The organism is Xanthobacter sp. NM-59, from assembly GCF_021401125.1.
In the GTDB taxonomy this organism is placed as follows: domain Bacteria; phylum Pseudomonadota; class Alphaproteobacteria; order Rhizobiales; family Xanthobacteraceae; genus Xanthobacter.
Window position 1 is genome coordinate 103270 of sequence record NZ_JACBFQ010000010.1, and the last position, 26195, is coordinate 129464.

Consider the following 26195-nt stretch of genomic DNA (forward strand, 5'->3'; position numbering starts at 1 on the left):
CCCGGGGCCGGGTCGGAACGGGATAAGACAAAGGGGGTGACGGTTTCGACCTGGCTCACGGGGACCTCGGTTCAGCAGGGATGGGGGCGTCAGACCGCTTGCGCGGGGGCGGCGGTCACCGGCCCGCCCGTTGCCGGGCGCCGGCCCAGGCGGGGGAAGACCTCCGCGGCGAACCGCGCCAACTCCGCGCGCAGGGGCTGGAACTGGAGCATGAACAGCTCGACGCCGGCGGCGTGGAAGGCGGCGATGCGCTCGGCCACCTGGTCATAGCTGCCCACCAGCCCGGCCGCGGTGCCGCCATTGGTGCCGACGCCCTGCGCCTTGGCGAAGGTCTGGATCATCACCACATTGGGGTCGGTGCGCGCGGTCATTGCGGCCTTGGCGGCCGCATCCTTCGTGGCCAGGGCGAGCAGCCGCTGATACTCCTGCTCCGCCTCGCGCTCGGTCTCCCGGGCAATGACGAAGGCGGCGAGACCGAAGCCCAGGGGCGCACCGCGACGCGGCCTGCGGGCCACATCGGCGATGATCGCCTTCACGTCCGCGATGGGCTGGCCATTGATGAAGAAGACATCGGCATGATCGGCCGCGAGCGCCCGCGCCGCCTCCGACTCTCCGCCGAGATAAATGCGCGGGCGCGCGCGGGTGGGGCTGGTGGGCGCCAGACGATAGTCGGTGATATGGAAATGCTCGCCTTGGTGCGTCACGCTCTCGCCGCGCAGGAGCTTCTCCACCACGAAGATCCATTCGCGCCCATAGGCATAGCGCGCATCATGCTCGCCGAAGGGGATGCCGGCCTTCTCGAATTCAGCCCGGTTCCAGGCATTCACCAGATTGAAGCCGAACCGGCCGCCGGAGATGTTCTCGATCTGCAGCGCCATCTTCGCCAGCACCACCGGGTGGTAGAGATAGGGCTTGATGGCAGCCAGGATCTCGATGCGGCTGGTGAGGGCGGCGAGGGCCGCGCAACCCGTCCACGCTTCCAGCTGGTCCTTCTCGGGCAGATGCGGATTGACGGTGTGCTGCGCCACCAGGGTGGCGTCATAGCCCAGCGCCTCGGCCTGAAGCACGGTGTCGCGATTGTGGGCCCACGAGGCATCAAAAGGCTCGGCGGTGTCCTGCCAGGCCGCGCGCGGCCCATGCACAGGCGCCCAGACACCAAGCCGCAACGGGGAAGAGGTCATCTCGTCACCATAATTTATAATATCGATAGAAAAGATATATTATTGGCCAATGTCAACCCCGCGCTTGCGTCGATGGCAACTGGCAGACCGCTCCCGGCCCTGCAGAGCGGCGAGAGCAACGGCATCGCTCCGGTCCGATGCTGCGCGACGTCGGACACAACCGGCGTCCATCCGGAGCTAAGCCGGCGACGATGCAGCACGAGACACCGCAGCGCTCCGGCCAAGGGTTCGATCGCGGCGAAGGGCCTGAGGCACAGCACACGTGATGGCCCACGGGCGGCGCGGGCGGTCCCGGATTGGGATAGCGGGGAGAGAGGGGGCAGGGCTGCGATCCCGGCACCGATACGGCGCGCGTCGGCCGGCGCGCGGGCGTCTCGATCCCTTATCAAGGGCGCCCTTCCCGAAGGCGGAATGCACATGGCCCTGCACCACGGCGACGGATTACCGGGCGGCGGCGTGGCATCCTCTCGTCAGTACCGAGCTTGGTCTTCGAGCCCAGGGATACCGGCTCTCAGGAAGCTGCGGCGTTAATTCAAAGCCTAGGCGAATGGAGGCAGCCTCCGAGGCGAGGCGGGCGCCGGCCTACCAAGACCGCAATCGTGCGCCGTCCCCTCCGCCGCTTTCTCAGGGGGCAACCAAAAGATCGGGAATGCCGGCCCGGCCGCGAGGCGAAGGGCAACGCCTCCCGGGACCTTGAATGCCCATTCTCCGCCCAGGGGCGGTCATGGCGCGGAAGCTTAGGTGGCGCGGAAGGTCAGGTGGCGCGGGCCGACGCCAGCTAAGCGAAGACAAAGCCGCATGGCTCGGCCCAGCCAACATTCGGTTCAGGGGCAAAGCCGGTCACGGGCGAGGTCAGTCGGGGGCGAGGCCAGTCGGGGGCGAGGCCAGTCGGGGGCGAGGCCATGCCCGGCACATGGCCGACCACATGCCTGATCTCTTGGCTGATCTCTTGGCTTGTGGACCCAGACGCTCCTCGCGCCGCGCCGGCCTCTCCCGCGTGCGGGGGGGGAGCGGAGCCCTGCCCCTCCATGCGCCCTGGCTGTCGATCCGCGCAAGCTCCGGTGGAGCGCGCCGCGCCGAAGTGGCCGGGACAGGCGCCGGCTCCGGCAACAGCCTTCCGCCGTCGCAGCAAACGGCGTGAGTCGGTTCAAGCGTGATTTCGCGGCGGCCCGCGCCAGACCGCGCGATGACCGACGCAGCATGGCCGAGCTTCACCGCCCGCGCGCTCGATGAGGATGCAGCAGCACCGATCGGAGCGCGGGAAAAGCCAGCCTCATTATCGCGCGGCGCGGGCGTTCCCCCGCCGCGTCGCGTTCAGCCCAGCAGGTCCTTGAGCGTGAGGGCGATGACTTGCGTGGCCTTATCGAGGTCGGAAAGGCGCAGATTCTCATCCGCCCGGTGGCCGTTGGCCTCCTCGATGGTGTGCGGCCCGGCGCCGTAGAGCACCACGGGCACGCCCGCTTCCGCGTAAAGCCGCGCGTCGGTGTAGAGCGGCACGCCGGTGGCGCGCACCTCCTCGCCCGTCACCGCCGAAGCGTTGCGGCAGATGATGTCGGCGAGGCGCTTCGCCCCCTCCCCCGGCACCAAAGGCCGCGCCAGCAGAATGCGCCGCACCTCCACCCGCGCCTTCGGCGAAGCCGCCGCCGCGCGGGCGATCACGCCACGCACCTCCTCTTCCACCTGCTCCGGCGTCTCGTCCGGAATGATGCGCCGGTCGAGGCGGAAGGTGACGCGGTCGGGCACCACATTGGTGTTGATGCCCCCCGAGATGAGCCCCACATTGAGCTGCGGCGCGCCAATGCCCCCCACCTCCGACACCTTGTCCTTCAACGTGTCGCGATAGGCATAGAGGGCGGAAAGGATGCCGGTGGCCGCCTCGAGGGCGTCGATGCCGGTCGCGGGAATGGCGGCGTGGGCGGACTTGCCCGTCACCTCCACCTCGAGGTGCAGGCAGCCATTGTGGGCCCACACGACGGAATAGGCGAAGCCGGCGGAAACGGCATAGTCGGGCTTGGTGAGCCCCTGGGCCAGGATCCAGCCCGGCCCCACCTCGCCGCCAATCTCCTCGTCATAGGTGAAATGCAGCTCCACCGTGCCCTTCAGCGGCAGGCCCGAGCGTTTCAGGGCGTCGAGGGCAAAGGCATAGGTGGCGAAATCCGACTTGGAGACCGCGACGCCCCGGCCATACATCACCCCGTCCACCACCTCGGCGCCATAGGGATCGTGGGTCCATCCCTCGCCCGGGGGCACCACGTCACCATGGGCATTGAGGGCGATGGTGGGCCCCTCCCCGAAGCGGTGGCGGACGATGAGGTTGGTCACCGAGATCATGCCCGCCGCCTTCACCACCGCGTCCGGCACCTGGTGGCGCTCCACGGTGAAGTCCAGCGCCTCCAACAGCTCGGCCGCGCGGGCGGCATGGGGGGCGCAGTCGCCGGACGGGTTGTCGGAAGGCACCTTCACCAGCTCGGCCAGGAAGCGGCGCTGGTCATCGGCGCGCTCCGCGATGAGGCGCCGCAGCAGATCGGCGTCGGTGATGGTCATGGATCGATCCTCGAATGGCAGATGCCGCCGGTCATCCCGCAGCCAAGGCGCTTTTGGGGACGGCAGCGCAGGTGCGGCGGCATGGCACGCGCCGCTCCCCGGTGCAACGGCGCCCGGTGGCAACGCAAGTGCTCGCCGCTTCTCCCCGCGCACGGTGAGCGGGAAGCACAATGACACGCGGAGCGTCTCCGGTCCGCCCCGCCCGCAGTGGAAAATACTGGACTTTCCGCACTCTGCGCCCCATTCGGCCGTGCCCTGTCCGGCCTCGCACAGGGCGGAAACGGCATAGACGGGACCGATCACGGAGGGCATTGCAGCGCACACTGGCAAAGGTGTTTTTCCCGCCACGGCAGCTCGCAGACGAGGGGCACGAGCCTCTCCGGTCGCTTGACGTTCAAGCAACCCCGCCGAGCCGGAAACCGCGTTGAGGCGCGCGCTCATCCCACCAACGTCCGGCACGGAAGGCGACCGGCCGATCCACGGCCGCCCCCCCCCCCCGCGCGCTCGCCTTCAGAAGCCGCCGGACCTCTGACCGCCACGCCGGGCGCTCCCCCCGATCGGCGCTTCTCGCCCACCACCGCTGTGCCCCCAAAATCTCCCACACAAGCGGGAGGGGGAGCGGCCCACGGCCGTGCGGGTCCGGCCCGCATTGAAGAGCCAGCCGACCGTGGCAGCGGGATCGCCAGCCGCACGCGGGGCGATCCGTGATCAGGCGCCGCTCTCCCCGCCGCAGCCCGCTCCCTTCCCCGCATGCGGGGAAGGCGCGACCGGGCGGCCAACCACCGCATTGCTCTGGCCCGCCATGAAGAGCCACCTGACAACTACGGCCGAACCTCCAGCCGCACGCGGAGGACCCGTGATCCGCGCTGGCTCTCCGCCACTGCGGCCGGTTCTCCACCCCTCTCCCGCAGGCGGAGAGAGCGACCGGGCGGTCGTCCGCTGCATTGCCTGGCCCGTCGCATTGAAGAGCCGCTCGACCGTGGCGGCCGGATCGTCAGCCGTACGCGGGGCGATCCGTGATCCGCGCGGGCTCTCCGCCACCACAGCCCGCTCCCCCCGCAAGCGGGAGGGAGGGAGGGGTTTGAACCAGGATGCCCGGGTGGAGGGGCGGCGTGCCATTGCCCTGGCAACCGCCGGATGGCGATCAGCGCGCACGTGCCATGGGGGGTCCGCGCGCGGCGGCCCACTTGCCGGCGCGGCTATTCCGCCGCCTGCGCGCGGATGGGCGCCGGGGCACGGAAGCGCATGAGCAGTTCCGCCTCCTCTGCCTTGGCCGCCTGGAGCTGCCGTACCTTCACCGGACCATAACCCCGGATCTTCTCCGGGATCGAGGCCAGCGCCACGGCCAGGGCGTGATTGCCGCCGTCGAGATCGGCGAGCACTTCTCCCATCAGCCGTTCGTAATCGGTGATCAGCGCCCGTTCGGTCCGCCGCTCTGCACTGCGTCCGAAGGGATCCAGCGCCGTGCCGCGCAGCCCCTTCAGCTTCGCCAGCAGCCCCAGGGCCCGCAGCATCCACGGCCCGAAGCGCATCTTGCGCGGCTCGCCGGTTGCCGGATCGGGGCGGGCGAACACCGGCGGGGCGAGATGGAACTCGAACTTCAGATCGCCCTCGAAGGCCGAGGCCACCTGCTTGAGGAAAGCGCCGTCCGCATAGAGCCGCGCCACTTCGTATTCGTCCTTGTAGGCCATGAGCTTGAAGAGGTTGCGCGCCACCGCCTCGGTCAGGTCGGTGCGGCCGGGGGCGGCCTCCGCCTCGCGCCGGCGCACCTTGGTCACCAGCGCCTGATAGCGCGCGGCATAGGCGGCATCCTGATAGCGCGTGAGCTCCTCCACCCGCCGAGCGATGACCTCGTCGAGGTTTTGGGACAGGCGGCGGGCATCGCTCTGCGCCCCCGCCCCGCTCTGGGGCGCCACCAGGGCCTCGACGGCGGCGGGATCGTGGGCGGCGCGACGGCCCCACAGGAAGGCCGCCTGGTTCATGGCCACCGCCTCGCCATTGAGCGCGATGGCCTGGTTCAGCGCCTCGGCGGAGACCGGCAGGGCGCCGAACTGGTAGGCATAGCCCAGCATGAAAATGTTCTGCGCCAAAGACGAGCCGAACAAGGCGGTCGCCAGCCGGCTCGCCTCCACGAAATGGGTGTTACCCTCCCCCGCGGCCGCGCTGATGGTGCTCCGGATGCGCGCGGTGGGCAGGGAATAGTCGGCGTTGCGGGTGAAATCGCCGGGCATCACCTCGTGGGTATTCACCACCACCAGGGTTTCGCCCGGCTTCACCGCCGCCAGCACCTTGCGGGTGCCCGCCACCACGATGTCGCCGCCCAGCACCACATCGGCGCCGCGCGCCGGAACGCGGATGGCGGTGATGTCCGCCGGATCGTTGGCAAGGCGGATGTGGCTGTAGACAGCCCCGCCCTTTTGGGCGAGGCCGGCCATGTCGATCATGCCGCAGGCTTTGCCCTCCAGATGCGCCGCCATGCCCAGCAGCGCGCCGATGGTGACGACGCCGGTGCCGCCGACGCCGGTGGCGATGATGGAATAGGTGCCGTGGATCTGCGGCAGCGCCGGCTCGGGCAGCTCAGGCCACGCCCCAGCCCGACCCGCAATGGCTTCCGCCTTCTTCGGCTTCGCCCCGTGCACGGTGACGAAGGAGGGGCAGAAGCCATTCACGCACGAAAAGTCCTTGTTGCAGGAGGATTGGTCAATCTCCCGCTTGCGGCCCCATTCGGTTTCCAGCGGCTGCACCGAGACGCAGTTGGACTTCACGCCGCAATCGCCGCAGCCCTCGCACACCCGCTCATTGATAATGACGCGCATGTCGGGGTCGGCGAACGCGCCGCGCTTGCGGCGGCGGCGCTTTTCCGCCGCGCAGGTCTGGTCGTAAATGAGCACGGTAACGCCGGGAATGGCCGCCAGTTCGCGCTGCACCGCGTCCAGCTCGTCCCGGTGATGGATGGTGAGGCCCGCCGGCCAGAGGGTGCCGGCCGGGTATTTTTCCGGCTCGTCGGTCACCACCACCACGCGCTCGGCGCCCTCCGCCGCCACCTGGCGGGCGATGACGGGCACGGTGAGGTCCCCGTCGTGGCGCTGGCCGCCGGTCATGGCCACCGCGTCGTTGAACAGGATCTTGTAGGTCACGTTCACCCTGGCGGCGATGGCGGCGCGCAAGGCGAGATAACCCGAGTGATTGTAGGTGCCGTCGCCCAGATTCTGGAACACGTGGCCGCGCTTGGAGAAGGGCGCCTCGCCCACCCAATTGGCGCCCTCGCCGCCCATCTGGGTGAAGCCGGTGGTCTCCCGGTCCATCCACTGCACCATGTAATGGCAGCCGATGCCCGCATAAGCGCGCATGCCCTCCGGCACCTTGGTGGAGGAATTGTGCGGGCAGCCGGAGCAGAAATAGGGAATGCGGGTGGCCACGTCCTGGGTTGCCGCAAGCGCCTTCTGCGCCTCCTCCAGCCGCGCCACGCGGGCCGCGATATCCGCGATGGGCCCATAGGCCAGAAGCCGCCTGCCGAGCGCGATGGCGATGTCGTTGGGGTCGAGCGCGCCCTTCACGGGGAAGAGCCAGTTGCCGCTTTCGTCCTTCTTGCCGATGCAGACCGGCTGGTTGGCGGTGCCGTAGAGCTCCTCGCGCACCTGCACCTCGATGAGGGAGCGCTTTTCCTCCACCACCATGATGAGGTCGAGCCCGCGGGCGAAGTCCCTCAGCCCCTCGGTCTCCAGCGGCCAGGGGCAGCCCACCTTCCAGATGCGGATGCCCAGGTCGTTGGCGCGCACCTCGTCGATGCCCAATTCGTCCAGCGCCAGGCGCACGTCGAGATAGCTCTTGCCCACCGTGGCGATGCCGATGCGCGCGCGCGGCCCGCCCGAGGTGACAAGGCGGTTGAGCCGGTTGGCCCGCAGGAAGTGCAGCACGGCATCACGCTTGTGCTCCTGCAGCCGCTCTTCCTGGGCGATGGCGGTGTCGCCCAGGCGAATATTGAGCCCGCCCGGCGGCATGATGAAATCGGCGGGATGGATGATCTCCACCCGGTCCAGCCGGCCGTCCACGATGGCGGTGGACTCGATGGTGTCCTTCACCGCCTTCAGCCCCACCCAGGCGCCGGAGAAGCGCGAGAGGGCCCAGCCATAAAGGCCGTAATCGATGATCTCCTGAACGCCGGCCGGGTTCAGCACGGGGATCATCACGTCGACGAAATGGAACTCGCTCTGGTGGGCGGTGGTGGAGCTCTCGCAGGTGTGGTCATCGCCCATCAAAGCCAGCACGCCGCCATGCTTCGAGGTGCCCGCATTGTTGGCGTGGCGGAACACGTCGCCGGAACGGTCCACCCCCGGCCCCTTGCCGTACCAAAGGCCGAACACGCCGTCGAACCGCCCCTCGCCCCGCAGTTCCGCCTGCTGGGAGCCCCACAAAGCGGTGGCGGCGAGATCCTCGTTAAGGCCCGACTGGAACTTGATGTCATTGGCCTTGAGGATCTTCTCGGCGCGCGTGAACTGCTGGTCGAGCCCGCCCAATGGCGAGCCGCGATAGCCGGTCACATAGCCCGCCGTATTGAGGCCCGCCTGCCGGTCGCGCGCCTTCTGCATCAGGGCCAGGCGCACCAGCGCCTGGGTGCCAGAGACGAACAGCCGTTCCTGTGAAAGGTCGTATTTGTCGTCCAGCGAGACCGACTTCAATGCCATGGGGCGCCTCCGTGCCGGCTCGTCTTTCGGCCGCCCCCGCCCCCGCCCGGATCGCTCCGGACTGCGGCCAGATGGGCGGCCCTCAGCCGTTCAACTTTAGGCTGACACGGAGTGTCGCACCCGGCAATTTCGTTGTTTCCGCTCCCGGCGCAACGAAATTGCTCCAAAAACGGGCATGACGAATTTTAGTGCAATGCAAGATGGAAAGGACGGCGGCGCAGCACGCGCAAGGCCCCGCCGCCCCCGCAGCGCAGCGAGAATCGCCCCTCGCCCGCATGGTCGCCCGGCATTGCCGCAGGATATGGCCGCGTGGCGAGCGTCAGCCCGGCAGCAGCCGCTCGCTTTCCAGGTAGCCCGTCAGCAGGGCAAGGCCGAACAGCATGACCAGCACGGCGGCGCTCAGTTCCACCCCACCGCGCAGGATGCTGCCCCAGCGCCCGTCTCCGCCCGCCAGCCAGACCGCGAAGCGCTTGCCGTACACGGCCAGGGCGGCGATGCCGGTGACAGTGAGGGCCGTGCCCAGCCCCATGGCGAAGGCGGACATCACCCCGCTCATGAACACCCCCTGCGAGAGGGCGAAGGTGAGCACCAGGATCGCGCCGGAGCAGGGCCGCGCGCCGGCCGAGACCACCGCCACCAGGGCCCGCCGCCAGCCGCCGCTGGCGACCAGCACCGGGTCGGGCGCATGGACATCGCCACAGCCGCAATCGGCGCCATGCGGCTCATCACCCCGCAGGGCGCGCAGCAGGCTTCGCCCCTTGGTGAAGGTGAGATAGAGCCCGAACAGGGCGATGCCGCCATAGGCCGCGATTTCCACCACGTTCATGGCCCGCGCCATGGACACCGCGGTGGCTCCGAGCAGCACCGCCAAGATGCCGACGAAAGCGATGGCCGCCACCGCCTGCACCATGCCCGCCGCCAGCGACAAGAGCGCGCCGCGGCGCAGGGTGCCGCCATCGGCCAGCAGGTAGGAGGAGATCACCGCCTTGCCGTGGCCGGGACCGGCCGCGTGGAACACGCCATAGGCGAATGAGAGGCCCACCAGGAAGAACGCTCCGTGGCCATCGGTCTTGGCGGCCCGCACGGCCTGCACCAGGGCGCGATAGAATTCCGCCTGTCGGGCGATGATGTAGCCGCCGATGCCGGACGGATGCACCCCACCCCCAAGCCCGAACGGCGTGGCCCGGGCGCCGCCGGGCGCCGCCCCCTGGCTCACCGCCTGTCCCAGGGACTGGGCGAAAGCGAAATCGGGGAAGAACAGAAGCGCCACCAGCAGGGCGAACGCCGCAAGGCTCACCGCCACCAGCACGGCGCCGGCGAGCCACTTGGCCGAAGCAGAGGCCGGAGCCATCCAGGTGCTTGGCGTCACGGGCACTTCACCGTGATCTTGTCGGCATATTGGGCGCCGTAATTGCTGGAGGCCGACAGCTTCGCGAAGAAGGATTCGTCGAGCGGCGAATTCTGCTGTTCAGGCGAATCCACCTTCATGCTGCAGCTCGCGGGGGCGTCCACCATCTTGGCCGGATCCTTCTCGGCGAAGGTGAAGGAGATGAAGTAGGTGGGGTCGTAGATATCCACCGTCAGCGTTCCCTTGGCGGGGAAGGGTTTCTTCAAAGGCAGCGTGAAGTGGAGGGTCAGCGCGTCGTCGGTATAGGTCAGGTAGTAGTCGACGGGATCATCGAAGGCGAGCTTCGCGGTGGCCGACTTGGCCGTGACGAAATAGTCATACTCCTTCAGCGAATCCACGTTCACCTGTGCGAGCGGCTTCAGCACATCGTCGCCATAGGTGCCGTCCTTCTGCTTCTCGAGCCCCTGGAGCGCGAAGGCCGTGAAGGCTTCGTCGAAGGTCCAGGCCTGGCGCAGCCCGGTCAGGTCGCCGTCCGGCCCGTAGACGAGCTCGGTGCGCATGGTGACCCACACGTGCGGGTGGGCGGATGCCGGGCGCGGCATCGCGGCGGCGATCGTCAGCACAAGGGCCAACAGCGCGAAACGCACCATCATGTTCGCTCCATCCTCACCCCTGCCTCACCCTTGCTGATTCTCCGCCCGGCACCGGCTCGCTTTGCTGCTCTCGCCTGGAAACGTGCCGGAATGGTGGCGGCGCAGGCCGCCCCACGCCAGCCGGCCACCCGGGCGCGCCCCGTCAGTTGCTCTCCAGCATCTGCTTCAGGGCAACACGGAAGTCGCTTTCGATGTCGGGCCGCGAGAGGGCATAGGCCACATTGGCCATGAGGAAGCCGATCTTGGAGCCGCAGTCATAGATGGCGCCGTCGAAGGTGACGGCGTAGAAATTCTCCTGCTCCTTCAGCTTCAGCATGGAGTCGGTGAGCTGGATTTCACCGCCCGCGCCGCGCTCCTGCTTGGCGAGCAGGTCGAAGATGGTGGGCTGGAGGATGTAGCGGCCGGAAATGGCAAGGTTGCTCGGCGCGGTGCCGGGCTTGGGCTTTTCCACCATCTGCGTGATGGCCTGGGCCTTGCCGTGAGAGGCGCCGGTGCCAACGATGCCATATTGGTGGGTCTGGTCGTCGGGCACTTCGTACACCGAGAGCATGTTGCCGCCGGTCTCGTTATAGGCCTCCACCATGGTGGCGAGGCAGCCCTTGCCGTTCTTGGCCATGTGCAGCATGTCCGGCAGCAGCAGCGCGAACGGCTCGTCGCCGATGAGGTCGCGCGCGCACCATACCGCATGGCCCAGGCCGAGAGGCAGCTGCTGGCGGGTGAAGGAGGTGGTTCCGGCCTTCGGGGTATCGCGGTCGAGCTGCTCCAGCTCCTTGGTCTTGCCGCGCTCCTGCAGGGTGCGCTCCAGCTCGAACTGGCGGTCGAAATGGTCCTCGATCACGGCCTTGTTGCGCCCGGTCACGAACACGATGTGCTCGATGCCCGCCGCCCGGGCCTCGTCCACCACATGCTGGACCACGGGGCGGTCCACCACGGTCAGCATTTCCTTCGGCACCGCCTTGGTGGCCGGAAGGAAACGGGTGCCGAGGCCCGCCACGGGCAGAATGGCCTTGCGAATGGGCTTACGCATATCGTGAAGTCCGCCTTGACTTTTTGGAGGCTCCGCAGCCCCTGGGGCACATGAATGCCGCGCAGCTATCAATCAGAATGCAGGCCGAAATCTGGCAGTTCATGGTTGATGTTTCCCTAACCGCAGCCAAACCCCATGACGCTGCGGAAGACATCTGGCGCCGATCCCACGACCACCACCGCTCCGACCGGTCCGCGCCCTCTAAAAGGCGCAAATTCCGGGCCCATGTTAACCTTGGCGCAACCAGGTTGGACGCCCAGTAGGGACGAAACGGCAAAAGCCGCGAATGGCCGCCAATGGCGGCGCGAGATGCGACGAGGGTTCACCATATGGCTTCCACGACCACTGAGGGCGCCGCGGTCAAGGGCCTGCTTGGCGCCGCCCTGGCCCTGGCGGCGGCTTGTCTGATTACGCCTGCGAGCGCCCAGGCGCAGACCACCGGCTCCATCTTCGGCGGCTTCAACGGCTTTGCCGCACCCCAGCAGCAGAGCGGCGGCGGCCATCCGGAAATGACGCCCCAGGCCATTGCCGCGGCCCAGGCGAACTTCCCCAACTGCATCGCCTCCATGTGGCCGCTCGCCCAGTCCAAGGGCGTGTCGCGTCGGACCTTCGAGCGTTACACCAGCTCGCTCCAGCCCGACATGAAGATCATGGACTTCCTGGACAGCCAGCCGGAATTCTCCAAGCCCACCGGCGCCTATGTCACCATGCTGGTGAGCGACTGGCGGGTGAAGAAGGGCAAGGAGATCCTGGCCCGCTACAAGCCCATCTTCGACCAGGTGGAGCGCGCCTATGGCGTGGACCGCTACGCGGTGGCCGCCATCTGGGGCATCGAATCCACCTATGGCGACCCCAAGGGCATCGGCAGCCGCAACGTGCTGGTTTCCACCGCCACCCTCTCCTGCATCGGCCGGCGGCAGGACTATTTCCGCGACGAGTTCATCGCCACCCTGCAGATCCTGGACAAGGACGACGTGCCCTATGACCACCTGAAAGGGTCGTGGGCGGGCGCGTTCGGCCCCACCCAGTTCATGCCCACCTCGTTCCAGCGCTTCGCCGTGGACTTCGACCGCGACGGCAGGCGCAACGTGGTGGATTCCATCCCCGACATCATCGCCTCCACCGCCAACAACCTGAAGCTGGACGGTTGGGAGTTCGGCAAGGCCTGGGGCTACGAGGTGGTGCTGCCCAAGGGCTTCGACTATCGCTACGTCAATCGCACCTTCAAACAGTCGCTGGGCCAGTGGTCGAGCCTCGGCGTGACGCGGCCGGGCGGCAAAGGCTTTCCGCGCGCCTCGGACCAGGCCTATCTGCTGCTGCCGGCGGGCGCCAACGGCCCCGCTTTCCTGATGCTCGGCAATTTCAACGCGATCCTGAAGTACAATCCGGCCGATGCCTATGCCCTCGCCATCGGCCACCTGGCGGACCGGCTGCGCGGCGGCGGCGAGTTCGCCCAGGCCTGGCCAAAGGAAGAGCGCGGCCTCTCCAAGGCGGAGCGGCTGGAAATTCAGGGCCGCCTCTCCCAGATGGGCTACGACATCGGCAACGTGGACGGCATTCTGGGCCAGAAGACCAAGAGCGCCATCCAGGATTATCAGGTGCGCCGCGGCCTCCTGCCCGATGGCTATCCGGACGTCGCCCTCCTGGAGCAGATGCGCCGCTGACCCCTGCGGCACGGAGGGGGACGCGCCGCGCCCCTCTCCCGCCGCGCGCCCCAGCTCCGCCGAGGACGGGCCGTTGCATGACGGGCGCGCGCAGGTCCCTTTCGCCGGATGCCCCTTCGCGGCCGAAGCGGTCGCCGGGGGGCTTGAACGAAGCGCGTCGAAACAAAGGGATAGCGGGCCTCAGCGGATCCATGAAAAGCTGATGCGGCCGTAGCTGCGGGCAGCCACTGCGCGCGCATTCCCTGAGGGGGCCGCTTGGCCCAAGCGCGCCTGACCACCAGCCCCCGGCGCCACAGCCCCACCCTCGCGCCAGCCACCAGGACGAAGCGCCCTTCCAAAAGGGGCCGTCCGGGCCCAGGGGCGCCGAACCACGTTGCGGGCAGCCACTGCGCGCGCATTCTCTGCGGGGGCCGCTTGGCCCAAGCGCGCCTGACCGCCAGTCCCCTGCGCCACAGCCCCACCCTTGCGCCAGCCACCAGGACGAAGCGCCCTTCCAAAAGGGGCCATCCGGGCCCACGGTCACCGAACCACGCGGCGACGGGGAAACATCCGGCGCGGACTGACAGGGACAAAGGCCGCGTCCGCCGCCGAGCAGCCATCTTAGAGACGCCCGCCCCTCGGCTGCGCCACGGGCTTCCCGCTTCAACCACGCGAGGCCGCGCAGCGACGCAGGCCACGTCCACAGCCGAACGCCCATCCTGCCGGCGCCCGCTCATCCGGCACCGCTATGCGCCGCCTGCTTCAGCCGTGCCCGGCAAGGTCCCCGCCGGGCACGCCGCCCGCCGGCCCGCTGTCGAGGCGGGGCAGTGCCACGATCACCCGCGCGCCGCCGCCGGCGCGATCCGCGATCTCGATGCGTCCGCCGTGGGCCTCCACGATCTGGCGCACGATGGTGAGGCCGAGGCCTGCGCCGCCGCGCTCCCTGTTGCGGGAGGGCTCCAGACGGAAGAAGGGCTCGAACACCGCCTCGCGCGCCGCCTGCGGAATGCCGGGTCCGCGGTCCTCGACGATGAGCTCCACACTGTCGCCGCGCGGCGCCAGACTCACATCGGCGCGGCCGCCATAGGCCAGGGCATTGCCCACCAGGTTCGCCAGCACCCGCGCCAGCGCGCCCGGCGTGCCCAGCACCAGATGGGGCCCGCCGGCCCCCGCGAGCGTCATGGCCGCGCCCTGGGCAAGGCGCGCGTCCAGCTCGGCCCGTGCCAGGGGCGAGAGGTCCACCGGCTCGGCGCCCGCCCCGGCGAAGGCGGCCCGCGCATAGGATAGCGCGTCATTCACCAGCGCCTGCATGTCTTCCACGTCGGTCTTGGCCTTAGCCACCAGCGCGTCCGGCTCCATCAGCTCCAGCCGCAGCCGCAGCCGGGTGATGTAGGTCTTCAGGTCGTGGCTGATGGCGCCGAGCACGAGGGTGCGGTTGCGCACCAGCTCGGAAATGCGCGCCTGCATGGCGTTCACCGCCCGCGTCACGGCGCGCACCTCCGGTGCGCCACGCTCGACGACCTCCTTGGGCTCCAGGTCGGCGCCGAACCGTTCCACCGCCGCCGCGAGATCGGTGAGGGGGCGCACCTCCCGCCGCACCGCCAGCAGGGCCACGAACGCCACCAGGAAACCGAGCACCCCGGCCAGCATGCCCACCGGCAGGCCAAGCAGGCGCACCACCAGGTCCCCACCCGCCGTCACCTCCAGAAAGCCGCCTTGGCGCAGCGCCACCACCACACGCAGCCGCGCGCCCGAAAGATCACTCAGCCGCTCCACCGGCTGCTCGCCCAGGCGGGGGGAGGTGAGCAGGCTGATCATGACCTGCCGTTGCGGATCGCCGCCCAGAAGGTTTCGCAGCCGCTGGGCCAGGGGCGCCAGCACCGCCGTGGTGCGCATGTGTGGCACCTCGGCCAGGTAGCGTGGCGAAAAGCCGGTGCTGGTGGCGGCCTCCAGGGCCAGTTCCCGCTGAGCAGGCGCGATCTCCTCCGCCGCCCGCGCCACGGCGGCGATCTGCCCCATGAGCGGGACGATGGTGACCTGGCCATTCATGGCGCGGCTGCGCTCCACCATGTAGGCCGCCACCATCAGCAGCTGCACCAGCGCCAGCGCGCCCACCACGATCAGCGCCAGCCGCGCGGCGATGCCAAAACGATGCGGCCCCATCACAGCACGCGCACGTCCAGGGCGAACAGATAGCCGCCATTGCGCACGGTCTTGATGAAGCCGCCCGCCTCCCCATCCACCGTCGAGAGCTTGCGCCGCAGGCGGCTCACGGAGACGTCGATGGTGCGGTCGAACGGGTCGGCGGTGCGCCCGCGCGTCCAATCCAGAAGCTGGTCGCGGGACAACACCCGCTTGGGCCGTTCCAGGAAGCAGGCGAGCAGCTCGAACTCGGCCGAGGTCAGCTCCACCACGCCATCGGCGTGGGTGAGGCCGCGGGCATCCAGGTCCGCCACAAAGCCGGCGAAGGCGAGACGGCGGGTGGGCTCCGGGGCGCCCTGTGTTTCTGTCCGCCGCAGGACGGCGCGGATGCGGGCCAGCAGCTCGCGTGGATTGAACGGCTTCGGCAGATAGTCGTCCGCGCCCATCTCCAGGCCCACGATGCGGTCCACGTCGTCGCCCTTGGCGGTGAGCATGAGGATGGGCAGGCTGCTCCGCGCCCGCAGGCGCCGGCAGATGGACAGGCCATCCTCCCCCGGCAGCATCAGATCCAGCACCACCAGGTCCGGCCGGGCCGAATGAAGCAGGCGGTCCATGGTGACGCCGTCCTCGGCGGCGAGCACGCCGAAGCCCTCGCGTCCGAGGAAATCGGCCAGAAGCGAGCGAATCTCGCGGTCGTCCTCCACCAGGAGGATGGTGCGTTGCAGCGGCATGGCCCCACTTTCGCGGTGATCCGGCCCGGCATCAATGCACAGCGACGCGCCCGTTACAAAACGTTACGCCAGCGGGCCGCCGTGCAATTCGCGGGCAAAGGCCACCGCCCACTCTGCCGCCATCGCGACCGGCCCGGCCTGGGAAGCCCCCCTCGGCGCACTGCGAAGGAGATTTTCACATGAAGCCCATCATGCTGTCCGCATTCATCGCCGCTACCGTGAGCCTCGGGGCCATCGCGCCGGCCGGGGCCTGGGAGCGCTCCGGCTCCGTCACCACCGCGCGGGGCACGACCACCGCCAGCGCCTCGGGGGGCTGCGCCGGCGGCACCTGCTCGCGCAGCGCCAGTGTCACCGGGCCCCAGGGCTATCGCGCGTCCCGCTCCGGCTCCGTGTCCGCCAGCGGCAATTCCTCCCTCAGCTATGGGCGCACCACCACCGGCCCCGCCGGCGGCAGCGTCACCCGCTCCGGCTCGGTGAGCGTCAGCCGCTAGGGTCGATCGACACCGGAGCAACAAGGACGTCTAGAGGCCGTTCCCGCGTGCGGGCGAGACCCGCGCACCGTTGGCCCTGACGGCGGAGCGGCTTTGGCTCTGTCGCCGGCATTGCCGCTCGCCACGCTTGTGGGCCTGCGCTCCAAACGCTTCGCCCTCCCCACCAGGGGGCAATCGCGGGCACCTTGGCGGGAGAGCACCGGCCTCAAGCGGTGCCCTGACATTCAGTTCGCCCCGGAGCGCCTTCGCGCGACGCGGGTTCAAGGCCCCTGCGTGAAATACACGTGAAATCAAACTTCTAGAGCACTCCCGCTTCCGCAGAACGCGGGAGTGCCCGCAGGTACCGCCGCATCCGGGCCGCGGCCACCCAAGGGGGCCATGGTCCCCGCATCCGCCATTGTCATCATAGGAGACTAGCCATGTCCGCCTTCACCCGTACCCCCGTCCGCGCGCTGGCCGCGCTTCTCACCGGCTCCGCCCTTCTCATGTCCGCTCCCGCCTTCGCGCAGTCGCTGGCCGACCTGCAGAAGGCCTGCGGGGCCGATGTGAAGACCCTGTGCGGTGGCATCCAGCCCGGCGGCGGCCGCATCAAGGCCTGCCTGATGGAAAAGTCGGACCAGGTCTCAGCGGCCTGTAAGGCCGCCATCGCCGCCGCCGCGCAGGCCAAGCAATAAGGTCGACCGGCCCCGGCCCGGCTTCTCGCCCGCGAGGGGCCGGGGGGGAACCCCCGCGCCCCTTCTCGACGCCCGATCGCCGCGAAAGCGGCTGCTTGTGGCGCGGCGGGGCCAGGAGCGGTGGGGCCAGGAGCGGTGGGGCCAGGCGCGGTGGGGCCAGGCGCGGTGGGGCCAGGCGCGGCAGGTGCCAGGAAAGGATGACATGATGGGCCTCTTCACCACGCTTCAGGGCGCGACGCCGGGCGCCGGGCTCACCTTCGCCGCTCTCGCGCTGCTGCTCATGGGCGGCGAGTTCGCCTGGCTCCGCCTTCAGGGCGCGCACGCGCACGATGGGTCGGAATCCGCCGCCTCCCTGGTGGTGGCGGCGGGCAATAAGGTCATCGGCGTGCTCACGGCCGGACTGGTGGCGGGGCCGGTGATGCTGGTCGCGGAATACCGGCTGTTCGACCTGTCCATCAACGGGCCGCTGATGGCCGCGCTGCTGTTCGTGGCAGTTGACTTCACCTATTACGTCCACCACCGCGCCATGCACCGGGTGCGCTGGCTGTGGGCGAGCCATGCGGTGCACCACTCCTCCAGCCGCATCAATCTCACGGCGGCGGTGCGCCTGGCCTGGGGCGGGCCGCTCACCGGGGGCCTCCTGTTCTACCTGCCCCTGGTGCTGCTGGGGTTTCCGCCACTGGCGGTGTTCGGCATGCTGGGGCTGAACCTCACCTACCAATTCTTCCTGCACCTCGCCCACCCGCCGCATCTGGGGCCGCTGGAGTGGGTGTTGAACACGCCCCGCCACCATTTGGTGCACCACGCGGCCAACCCCTCCTGCCTCGATCGCAATTTTGGCGGGGTGCTGATTGTGTTCGACCGCCTGCTGGGCACGTTCGCGCCCACACCCGCGGGGGAATCGCTGGTGTTCGGCCTCGCCGGCGGTGCGCGCGCCACTCATCCGCTGGCCATCGTGGTGGTGGGCTGGGCGCCGATGCTGAAGGATGCCTGGGTCGCACGGGGCATCCGGGCACGGCTTTCGGTGCTGTTCGGCCCTCCATCCTGAGATACATCCTCAGGTTGGACATCTCACCCCCTCGCGGCGCAGGCTTGTCCCCTGCTAGCATCGGGCAAGCTGCGTTAGGAGTGGGTCATGTGGTTCGACGACCATCGTCCTCTCACGCCCGGCGCGCCGGATCTCCGCCGGCGCCTCGATGAGGACGCGTTCCGTCCGCTCGGTATCAGCCATGTCTGTCTGACCGAAGCGGACTTCGGCATTGAGGAGAGCATTCGCGGCCACCTGCCCTATGGCCTGCTGCGCAGCTTCAGGCGCGCGGGACCGGGGGCACCGCCCGCGACCGGCCGGCGCGTGCTGGTGGTGGCGCCCATGGCGGGGGGCTTTCCCTTCCTCATGCGCGATCTGGTGGTGTCGCTGCTGGCGGTGGCCGACGAGGTCGCCATCACCGATTGGCCCGATGCGCGCTACGTGCCGGTTTCCGCCGGCCCCTTCGGCTTCGCCGACAATTGCATCGAGACCGCCCAGATGGTGCGGGCGCTGATGGAAGACGGCACCACCACCCATGTGGTGGGCGTGTGCCAGGGCACGGTGCCGGCGCTGGTGAGTTCCCTGCTGCTGGCCGATGAAGGGCTCGCGCCAGCCAGCCTCACCCTCATGGGCGGGCCCATCGACCCCTCGCGCAACCCGACCCGGCTGTGGCGGATGCTTCAGGACCGCTCCCTGGACGCACTGGAAAAACAGATCATCGAGACCGTGCCCGAGCGCTTTCCCGGCTGGGGACGGCGGGTCTTTCCCGCATGGCGGCAAACAGATACCTTCGCCCTTTATCTCTGGCGCCAGAGCATCACCGGTGGGCGGCTGCCCTTCCAGCTCGCCTTCGACGAGGGCGAGGACCCCATCCGCTACCCCCTGGCACGGCTGTGCTGGACGCTGATGGACGTGCCCGGCGAATTCTTCATGGAGAATGTGGCCACCATCTTCCGGGCCAATGCCCTGGCCCATGGCAGCCTCGCGGTCGCCGGCCACAGGGTGGACCCGGCGGCCCTGCGCGACACCGCGCTCCTCACCATCGAGGGCGAGGAGGACGACATTTCCGCCCCCAGCCAGACCGCGGCGGCTCACGAGCTGTGCGTGAACGTGCCGGACAGCCGCCGCGCCCGCCTGATAGTGCCCCAGGCGGGGCACTTCGCCCTGTTCTACGGGCGGCTGATGCGCACCCAGGTCATTCCGGCCATCACCGGCATCATGGCCACCGCAGAAGCGGGCTGACCGGCCCCGGCCAGCCGGGGGAAACACCCCCGGCTCCAGACATACTCAGAGGATGAAGCGGCTGAGATCGGCGTTCTTGGCGAGGTCCGCCACGCGCGAGCGCACATAGTCCGCATCGATCAGCACCGTCTCGCCGGAGCGGTCGGGGGCGGTGAAGGAGAGATCGTCCAGCACCCGTTCCACCACCGTCTGCAGCCGGCGGGCGCCGATATTCTCCACGCTGGCATTCACCTCCACCGCCACGTCGGCGATGGCCTCCACCGCGTCGGCGGTGATGGTGAGGCTGACGCCCTCGGTCTCCATCAAGGCCACCGACTGCTTGACGAGGCTCGCCTCGGTCTCGGTGAGGATGCGCACGAAATCGGCCCGGGTCAGCGCCTCCAGCTCCACCCGGATGGGCAGGCGGCCCTGCAGCTCCGGCAGAAGATCCGAAGGCTTGGAGACGTGGAAGGCGCCGGAGGCGATGAACAGGATGTGGTCCGTCTTCACCGGCCCATGCTTGGTGGACACGGTGGTACCCTCGATCAGCGGCAGCAGGTCGCGCTGCACGCCCTCGCGGGAGACGTCGGCGCCCGAGCGACCCTCCCGGCCGGCGATCTTGTCGATCTCGTCCAGGAACACGATGCCGTTATTTTCCACCGCATGGATGGCGTCCTGCACGGTGGCATCCTGGTCGATGAGCTTGTCGGCCTCCTCCGTGAGAAGAAGGGGGTGGGCCTCCTTCACCGTCACGCGGCGGGGCTTGGCGCGACCGCCAAAGGCCTTGCCCAGCATGTCGCCCAGAGAGATGGCGCCCATCTGCGCGCCCGGCATTCCGGGAATCTCGAACAAGGGCATGCCACCGCCGCCCGCCTGCAGCTCGATCTCCACTTCCTTGTCGTCCAGCTCGCCGGCGCGCAGGCGCTTCCTGAAGGCGTCACGGGTGGCGGGGGAAGCGTTGGCACCCACCAAGGCGTCGAGCACGCGGCCCTCGGCGGCGAGATGGGCCTTGGCCTGCACGTCCTTGCGCTTGGCCTCGCGCACCAAAGCGATGCCGACCTCCAGGAGGTCGCGCACGATCTGCTCCACGTCGCGGCCCACATAGCCCACTTCCGTGAACTTGGTGGCCTCCACCTTGAGGAAGGGCGCGCCCGCGAGCTTGGCCAGGCGGCGGGAAATCTCGGTCTTGCCGACGCCGGTGGGGCCGATCATGAGGATGTTCTTGGGCAGCACCTCCTCGCGCAGCTTGTCGTCCAGCTTCAGCCGGCGCCAGCGGTTGCGCAGGGCGATAGCCACCGCGCGCTTGGCGTTCGCCTGGCCGACGATGTGGCGGTCGAGCTCGGAGACGATCTCGCGGGGGGAAAAGTCGCTGCTCATGCGGGTCTGGTATCCTGGCGGTGTTGCATCCGTGCGCGGGGCTGAGCGCGCGCGAAACCCGGCGGCCCTCAGGCGCCGATGGTCTCCACGGTGACGTTGCGGTTGGTGTAGATGCAGATGTCGGCGGCGATCTCCAGCGCGCGGCGGGCGATGGCTTCCGGATCGTCCTGGTGGTCCACCAAAGCGCGGGCGGCGGCCAGCGCATAGGACCCGCCCGAGCCGATGGCGGCGATGCCCGCCTCCGGTTCCAGCACGTCGCCGGTGCCGGTGAGCACCAGCGTCACGGTGGCGTCGGCCACGATCATCATGGCTTCCAGCCGGCGCAGATAGCGATCGGTGCGCCAGTCCTTGGCCAGTTCCACGGCGGCGCGCTGGAGCTGGCCGGGATACTGCTCCAGCTTGCCTTCCAGGCGCTCGAACAGGGTGAAGGCGTCGGCGGTGGCTCCGGCGAAACCGCCGATCACATCCCCCCGCCCCAGGCGCCGCACCTTGCGCGCATTGGCCTTCAGCACCGTATTGCCCAGCGTCACCTGCCCGTCACCGGCGATGGCGACCCGACTGCCCTTGCGGATGGAAACAATGGTGGTGCCGTAAATGGTATCCGGGGACGAATGCATCAAGCGCTCCGCTCGGGCCGCGCCTGCCCCCGGCGGGGCGTTGGGCGCGGCGCATGACTTCCTGGCGTGGAGCGCCACCGGGTGGGCTCCGCCTGGGGCTTACTTATGCCGTTCCGCGCCGTGCGCAATGCGTGAGCGCAAAGGGGGCAGGAAAAGGCGCGCCCCTCAATCCGCGGCGAGGAAGCGCCGCACCACGTCGGCAAAGGCTTCCGGCTGCTCCACCATGGGACAATGGCCGCTGTCCGCGAGCTCGTCGAGGTCCGCCACCCCCGGCAGCCCGAGCACCAGCTCCCGCGCCATGGCGGGGGAGAACAGGCGGTCACCGTCGGCATAAAGCACCAGGGTGGGCACCCGGATGGCATGGAGCCGATCCAGCGTATCGGCCGCGAGGCAGGCCTCGAGCTGGCGCAGGAAGGCGGCCTTGGGCTGGGTGAGGCCCGCGTCGAGCGCAGCCTGGACGAAATCGTAAAGGGCATTGCGCCTCAGCATGTGCTCGCCGATGACAAAGCTGGTGAGGGCGGCGCCGAACACCAATTCATCGTCGAGCTGTCGCCGAAGGTCGCCCAAAAGCTGCATGATCTGCCGGCTATAGAGATCATGCCGCGCGAAGCTGTTGGCCAGCACCATGCGCCCCACCCGCTGCGGCGCCATGATGGCGAGCTCCTGGGCGATGGCGCCGCCCATGGAATGGCCGATCACATGGGCGCTGCCGATGCCCGCCGCATCCAGCACAGCCAGCGCGTCGCGCGCCATGTCGGCGACCGTGTAGGGCCCCTGGGCAAGGCTGCTCTTGCCGATGTCGCGAGGGTCGAATTCGATGAGCGTGAAGCCCGCGAGCCGCGGCCGGACCAGGCCCCAGAAGGCTCGCTGGGCCGAGAGGCCGGAGAGGAGAAGGAGAGCCGGCCCCTCGCCGGTCACCTGATAATCCAGCACAATTCCGTCATTGGATGCGGTCGGCATTGCGTTTCCCGTTGGCTACAATCCAATCTTCGGCGGCGAACCGGTGCAATCGGCCCCAACTCGCGACGGTGTCATCGCATCGCCATATGGCGTTGCAGCAGGGATGCTGCTAGAACCCGCTGCCTTGGAGGGGTCCCAACGGCCTCCTGAAGGTGGTCCAGAGGCGATCATGCGCAAGGCAGACATCGTTCGTGAGACGAAGGAGACGAAAATCTCTGTTTCCGTCGATCTCGACGGAACGGGGAAATCCGACATCTCCACCGGCATCGGGTTCCTGGACCATATGCTGGATGCCATCGCCCGTCATGCCCGCTTCGATCTCACCATCAAGGCGGTCGGTGATCTCCACATCGATTTCCACCACACCACGGAAGACGTGGGCATCGTGCTCGGCCAGGCGGTGAAGCGGGCGCTGGGCGACCTGCGCGGCATCACCCGCTATGCGGACTGCCTTCTGCCCATGGACGAGACGCTGACCCGGGTCGCCATCGACATTTCCGGCCGGCCGTTCCTGGTGTTCCGCACCGAATTCCCGGTCGCCAAGATCGGTGAATTCGACACGGAGCTGGTGCGCGAGTTCTTCCAGGCCTTCACCATGAATGCCGGGGTGACGCTGCACGTGGAGACGCTCTATGGTCTCAACGCGCACCATATCTCGGAGAGCTGCTTCAAGGGGCTCGCCCGGGTGCTGCGCGCGGCAGTGGCCATCGATCCGGCCTCGGCGGGGGAAATCCCCTCCACCAAGGGCGCGCTCGGAAGCTGAAGGAACGGACGGGAGCACCCCATGGCGACCTTCTCGGTCTTCTCCCGCACCCGCCCCGCAGACACGGCGGCGGCGCCGGAAGGGCGCGTGGTGTTCGTGCGCGAGGCCTTTTCCTGGCTCGCCTTTTTGTTTGCCCCTCTGGTCCTGATCTATAACCGGCTGTGGCTGGTGCTGGCGGCCTATGTGGCGGTGTCGGTGCTGGTGGGCCTCGCCCTTCAGGCCTCCGGCGTGCCAAACGCGAGCGTGGAAGTGGTGATGATCGGCTTCAACCTGCTCGTGGCCCTGGAGCTGCCCGCGCTGCGGGCGCGCAAGCTCGTCCGCCAGGGCTATGTGGAGGAAGGGGCGGTGATCGCGCCCAATCGCGATATCGCCGAACAGCGCTTCTTCTCCGCCTGGGCGCCGCGTCGCCCGGCCGCGCCGGAAGCGCTCGCCCCGCGCCGGGAGCGCGCGCCCATGGCGCCCGCCGGGGTTCACGGCCCGTCCGTCATCGGCGCCTTTCCGGGGAATTGAGGTTCCATGACCGTCGCCATCATCGATTACAATTCCGGCAACCTGCACTCGGCCGCCAAGGCCATGGAGCGCGCCGCCCAGAGCGTGGGCCATGAGACCGTCGTCGTCACCAGCGACCCGGACGTGGTGCGCGGCGCCGACCGCGTGGTGCTGCCCGGCGTCGGCGCCTTCGCCGATTGCCGCGCGGGGCTCGACGCCGTGCCCGGCATGGTGGAAGCCATGACCGAGGCGGTGCAGCAGAAGGGCCGGCCCTTCCTCGGCATCTGCGTCGGCGCCCAGCTGCTGGCGGAGCGGGGCCTTGAGCACAAGGTCACCGAGGGGCTGGGCTGGATCAAGGGCGAGGTGATCCGCATCGCGCCGTCGGATCCGCACCTGAAGATCCCGCACATGGGCTGGAACACGCTGAACCCGGCGCGCGAGCACCCGCTGCTCGCCGGCATCCGCACCGGGGAAAGCGGGCTCAACGCCTATTTCGTGCATTCCTATCACATGAAGCCGGCCGAGGGGCTCGACCTTGTGGCCACCACCGATTATGGCGGCACCATCACCGCCATGGTCGCACGCGACAACGTGGCCGGCACCCAGTTCCACCCCGAGAAGAGCCAGACCCTGGGCCTGGCGCTGCTCGCGAACTTCCTGAAGTGGCATCCGTGATCCTTTTTCCGGCCATTGATCTGAAGGACGGCCTCGCCGTTCGCCTCGAACAGGGCGACATGGCGCGCGCCACCGTGTTCAACCACGACCCCGCCTCCCAGGCGGCGGAGTTCGAAACCCTCGGCTTCCGCTATCTCCATCTGGTGGACCTCAACGGCGCCTTCGCCGGCAAGCCGGTGAACGCCGCCGCGGTGGAGCGCATCCTGGAGACCGTCTCCATCCCGGTGCAGCTCGGTGGCGGCATCCGCGACATGGCGACCGTGGAAACCTGGCTGGAAAAGGGCATCAACCGCGTCATCCTGGGCACTGCCGCCGTGCGTGACCCGGACTTCGTGAAGGCCGCCGCCAAGGCCCATCCCGGCCGCGTGGCCGTGGGGCTCGACGCGCGCGACGGGCGCGTGGCGGTGCAGGGCTGGGCCGAGACCTCGGACCTGCCCGCCGTGGACATCGCCAGGCGGTTCGAGGATGCGGGCGTTTCCGCCATCATCTACACGGACATCGCCCGCGATGGCCTGCTGAAGGGCCTCAATCTCGATGCCACCATCGCCCTCGCGGACGCGGTGTCCATCCCCGTCATCGCCTCCGGCGGGCTGGCCTCGCTGAAGGATATCGAGGACCTGCTGGCGCCGCGCGCCGCCAAGCTTGAGGGCGCCATTACCGGCCGCGCCCTCTATGATGGCCGGCTCGACCCGCGCGAGGCGCTGGCCCTGGTGGCCGGACGATAGGTGTGCCATGCTGAAAGTCCGCGTCATTCCCTGCCTCGACGTGAAGGACGGCCGCGTGGTGAAGGGTGTCCAGTTCGTGGACCTGCGCGACGCCGGGGACCCGGTGGAGGCGGCCCGCGCCTATGACGCCGCCGGCGCCGACGAGCTGACCTTCCTCGACATCACCGCCAGCCATGAGAACCGGGGCACCATTCTCGACGTAGTGCGCCGCACCGCCGAGCAATGCTTCATGCCCCTCACCGTGGGCGGCGGCGTGCGCACGGTGGAAGACGTGCGCACCCTGCTCCACGCGGGCGCGGACAAGGTTTCCATCAACACCGCCGCCGTGAACCGCCGCGCCTTCGTGGGTGAGGCGGCCGAAAAGTTCGGCGAGCAGTGCATCGTGGTGGCCATCGACGCCAAGAAGGTGAGCGCCCCCGGCGAGGACAACCGCTGGGAGATCTTCACCCATGGCGGGCGCAAGCCCACCGGCATCGATGCCATCCAATATGCCCGCGAAGTGGTGGACCTGGGGGCTGGCGAGATCCTGCTGACCTCCATGGACCGCGACGGCACCGGCCAGGGTTTCGACTGCGCGCTGACCCGCGCGGTGTCGGACGCGGTGCATGTGCCGGTGATCGCCTCCGGCGGCGTGGGCACCCTCGACCATCTGGTGGACGGCATCCGCGAAGGCGGAGCCTCGGCGGTGCTGGCTGCCTCCATCTTCCATTTCGGCACCTTCACCATCCGCCAGGCCAAGGAACGGCTGGCGGATGCCGGCCTGCCGGTGCGCCTGGATGTGTGAGCGCCGTCGCGCCCGCACGAATCACGCCTCCTTCCACCCGTCCGCGCGCGGCGCGGCGAACAATCGGGTGCCCCATGAGCGAAACCGCCACCAGTGACACCACCGCCGGCGAGACCTTCACCCTCGCGGATCTCGAGAGCACCATCGCCGCCCGCGCCGAGGCGGATGCGAGCGCGTCCTACACCCGCTCCCTGCTCGACAAGGGCATTGCCAAGTGCGCCCAGAAGCTGGGCGAGGAGGCGGTGGAAACGGTGATCGCCGCCGTGTCCGGCCCGCGCGAGGAGGTCGTTTCCGAGACATCGGATCTCCTCTACCATCTCATGGTGGTGCTGAAGGCGCGCGGCATCGCGCTCAGCGAGATCCATGCCGAGCTTGGCCGGCGCACGGGCCAGTCCGGCCTTGCCGAAAAAGCCAGCCGGGCGAAGAGCTAGGACCGAA

At 68.9% G+C, this 26195-nt stretch carries 22 protein-coding genes; 11 read left to right on the plus strand and 11 right to left on the minus strand.

The annotated features are described in order from the left end of the window. Positions 1 to 89: 89 nt before the first annotated feature. The 6 genes from L0966_RS17080 to galU form a co-directional block, all read right to left on the minus strand. Positions 90 to 1181, minus strand: a complete 1092-nt coding sequence (locus L0966_RS17080) for an LLM class flavin-dependent oxidoreductase (protein WP_234053175.1) — start codon at positions 1179 to 1181, stop codon at positions 90 to 92. 1314 nt (positions 1182 to 2495) lie between these two features. Continuing rightward, the gene (locus L0966_RS17085) at positions 2496 to 3725 is read right to left on the minus strand and encodes an ArgE/DapE family deacylase (protein ID WP_234053176.1); all 1230 of its coding nucleotides are present in this window, start codon (positions 3723 to 3725) and stop codon (positions 2496 to 2498) included. A 1199-nt stretch (positions 3726 to 4924) separates the two neighbouring features. After that, a complete protein-coding gene (locus tag L0966_RS17090; RefSeq protein ID WP_234053177.1) occupies positions 4925 to 8410 on the minus strand; it encodes an indolepyruvate ferredoxin oxidoreductase family protein in 3486 nt (1161 codons plus the stop codon). Between the two features lie 319 nt (positions 8411 to 8729). Continuing rightward, positions 8730 to 9779, minus strand: a complete 1050-nt coding sequence (locus L0966_RS17095) for a nickel/cobalt transporter (RefSeq protein WP_234053178.1) — start codon at positions 9777 to 9779, stop codon at positions 8730 to 8732. Next, complete coding sequence (locus L0966_RS17100) at positions 9776 to 10411, minus strand: DUF1007 family protein (RefSeq protein ID WP_370640786.1); 636 nt, start codon at positions 10409 to 10411, stop codon at positions 9776 to 9778. Before L0966_RS17100 ends, L0966_RS17095 begins: the two co-directional genes overlap by 4 nt. Before the next feature lie 142 nt (positions 10412 to 10553). Beyond that, a complete protein-coding gene (gene galU / locus L0966_RS17105; RefSeq protein WP_234053179.1) occupies positions 10554 to 11438 on the minus strand; it encodes a UTP--glucose-1-phosphate uridylyltransferase GalU in 885 nt (294 codons plus the stop codon). A gap of 329 nt (positions 11439 to 11767) precedes the next feature. Here galU and L0966_RS17110 point away from each other — a divergent pair, with 329 nt between their 5' ends. Continuing rightward, the gene (locus L0966_RS17110; protein WP_234053180.1) at positions 11768 to 13102 is read left to right on the plus strand and encodes a lytic murein transglycosylase; all 1335 of its coding nucleotides are present in this window, start codon (positions 11768 to 11770) and stop codon (positions 13100 to 13102) included. Positions 13103 to 13843: 741 nt separating this feature from the next. Here L0966_RS17110 and L0966_RS17115 read toward each other — a convergent pair. Together L0966_RS17115 and L0966_RS17120 are read right to left on the minus strand one after the other, a co-directional pair. Next, the gene (locus L0966_RS17115) at positions 13844 to 15244 is read right to left on the minus strand and encodes an ATP-binding protein (protein ID WP_234053181.1); all 1401 of its coding nucleotides are present in this window, start codon (positions 15242 to 15244) and stop codon (positions 13844 to 13846) included. Then, on the minus strand, positions 15244 to 15954 hold the full coding sequence (locus L0966_RS17120) for a response regulator (RefSeq protein ID WP_234053182.1): 711 nt from the start codon (positions 15952 to 15954) through the stop codon (positions 15244 to 15246). The genes L0966_RS17115 and L0966_RS17120 overlap by 1 nt, the downstream gene beginning before the upstream one ends. A gap of 179 nt (positions 15955 to 16133) precedes the next feature. On the opposite strand from L0966_RS17120, the gene L0966_RS17125 reads away from it, so the two are divergent. From L0966_RS17125 to L0966_RS17140, 4 genes are all read left to right on the plus strand, one after another. Beyond that, a complete protein-coding gene (locus L0966_RS17125) occupies positions 16134 to 16445 on the plus strand; it encodes a hypothetical protein (protein ID WP_234053183.1) in 312 nt (103 codons plus the stop codon). Between the two features lie 419 nt (positions 16446 to 16864). Then, the gene (locus tag L0966_RS17130) at positions 16865 to 17119 is read left to right on the plus strand and encodes a cysteine rich repeat-containing protein (RefSeq protein WP_234053184.1); all 255 of its coding nucleotides are present in this window, start codon (positions 16865 to 16867) and stop codon (positions 17117 to 17119) included. 202 nt (positions 17120 to 17321) lie between these two features. Beyond that, positions 17322 to 18167 carry a sterol desaturase family protein gene (locus tag L0966_RS17135; protein ID WP_234053185.1) on the plus strand — a complete coding sequence of 282 codons (846 nt, stop codon included), beginning with the start codon at positions 17322 to 17324 and terminating at the stop codon, positions 18165 to 18167. An 87-nt stretch (positions 18168 to 18254) separates the two neighbouring features. Further along, complete coding sequence (locus L0966_RS17140; RefSeq protein WP_234053186.1) at positions 18255 to 19388, plus strand: hypothetical protein; 1134 nt, start codon at positions 18255 to 18257, stop codon at positions 19386 to 19388. Positions 19389 to 19433: 45 nt separating this feature from the next. Here the strand turns inward: L0966_RS17140 and hslU are convergent, their stop codons facing one another. The 3 genes from hslU to L0966_RS17155 all read right to left on the minus strand — a co-directional run bounded on the left by hslU (position 19434) and on the right by L0966_RS17155 (position 22321). Next, the gene (gene hslU, locus L0966_RS17145; protein ID WP_234053187.1) at positions 19434 to 20744 is read right to left on the minus strand and encodes an ATP-dependent protease ATPase subunit HslU; all 1311 of its coding nucleotides are present in this window, start codon (positions 20742 to 20744) and stop codon (positions 19434 to 19436) included. Between the two features lie 68 nt (positions 20745 to 20812). Beyond that, the gene (gene hslV, locus L0966_RS17150; protein ID WP_234053188.1) at positions 20813 to 21361 is read right to left on the minus strand and encodes an ATP-dependent protease subunit HslV; all 549 of its coding nucleotides are present in this window, start codon (positions 21359 to 21361) and stop codon (positions 20813 to 20815) included. Between the two features lie 165 nt (positions 21362 to 21526). Further along, positions 21527 to 22321 (minus strand): alpha/beta fold hydrolase, encoded by a 795-nt coding sequence (locus L0966_RS17155; RefSeq protein ID WP_234053189.1) that lies wholly within the window; start codon positions 22319 to 22321, stop codon positions 21527 to 21529. A gap of 169 nt (positions 22322 to 22490) precedes the next feature. Here L0966_RS17155 and hisB point away from each other — a divergent pair, with 169 nt between their 5' ends. From hisB to L0966_RS17185, 6 genes are all read left to right on the plus strand, one after another. After that, positions 22491 to 23084, plus strand: a complete 594-nt coding sequence (gene hisB / locus L0966_RS17160) for an imidazoleglycerol-phosphate dehydratase HisB (RefSeq protein ID WP_234053190.1) — start codon at positions 22491 to 22493, stop codon at positions 23082 to 23084. A gap of 21 nt (positions 23085 to 23105) precedes the next feature. Continuing rightward, a complete protein-coding gene (locus L0966_RS17165; protein WP_234053191.1) occupies positions 23106 to 23594 on the plus strand; it encodes a DUF2628 domain-containing protein in 489 nt (162 codons plus the stop codon). Between the two features lie 6 nt (positions 23595 to 23600). Next, the gene (hisH, locus tag L0966_RS17170; RefSeq protein WP_234053192.1) at positions 23601 to 24248 is read left to right on the plus strand and encodes an imidazole glycerol phosphate synthase subunit HisH; all 648 of its coding nucleotides are present in this window, start codon (positions 23601 to 23603) and stop codon (positions 24246 to 24248) included. Then, complete coding sequence (gene hisA / locus L0966_RS17175; RefSeq protein ID WP_234053193.1) at positions 24236 to 24973, plus strand: 1-(5-phosphoribosyl)-5-[(5-phosphoribosylamino)methylideneamino]imidazole-4-carboxamide isomerase; 738 nt, start codon at positions 24236 to 24238, stop codon at positions 24971 to 24973. Before hisH ends, hisA begins: the two co-directional genes overlap by 13 nt. Before the next feature lie 7 nt (positions 24974 to 24980). Further along, on the plus strand, positions 24981 to 25757 hold the full coding sequence (gene hisF / locus L0966_RS17180; protein WP_234053194.1) for an imidazole glycerol phosphate synthase subunit HisF: 777 nt from the start codon (positions 24981 to 24983) through the stop codon (positions 25755 to 25757). A gap of 74 nt (positions 25758 to 25831) precedes the next feature. After that, positions 25832 to 26188: a phosphoribosyl-ATP diphosphatase gene (locus tag L0966_RS17185; protein ID WP_234053195.1), complete on the plus strand. Its 357-nt coding sequence runs from the start codon at positions 25832 to 25834 to the stop codon at positions 26186 to 26188. Positions 26189 to 26195: the final 7 nt, after the last annotated feature.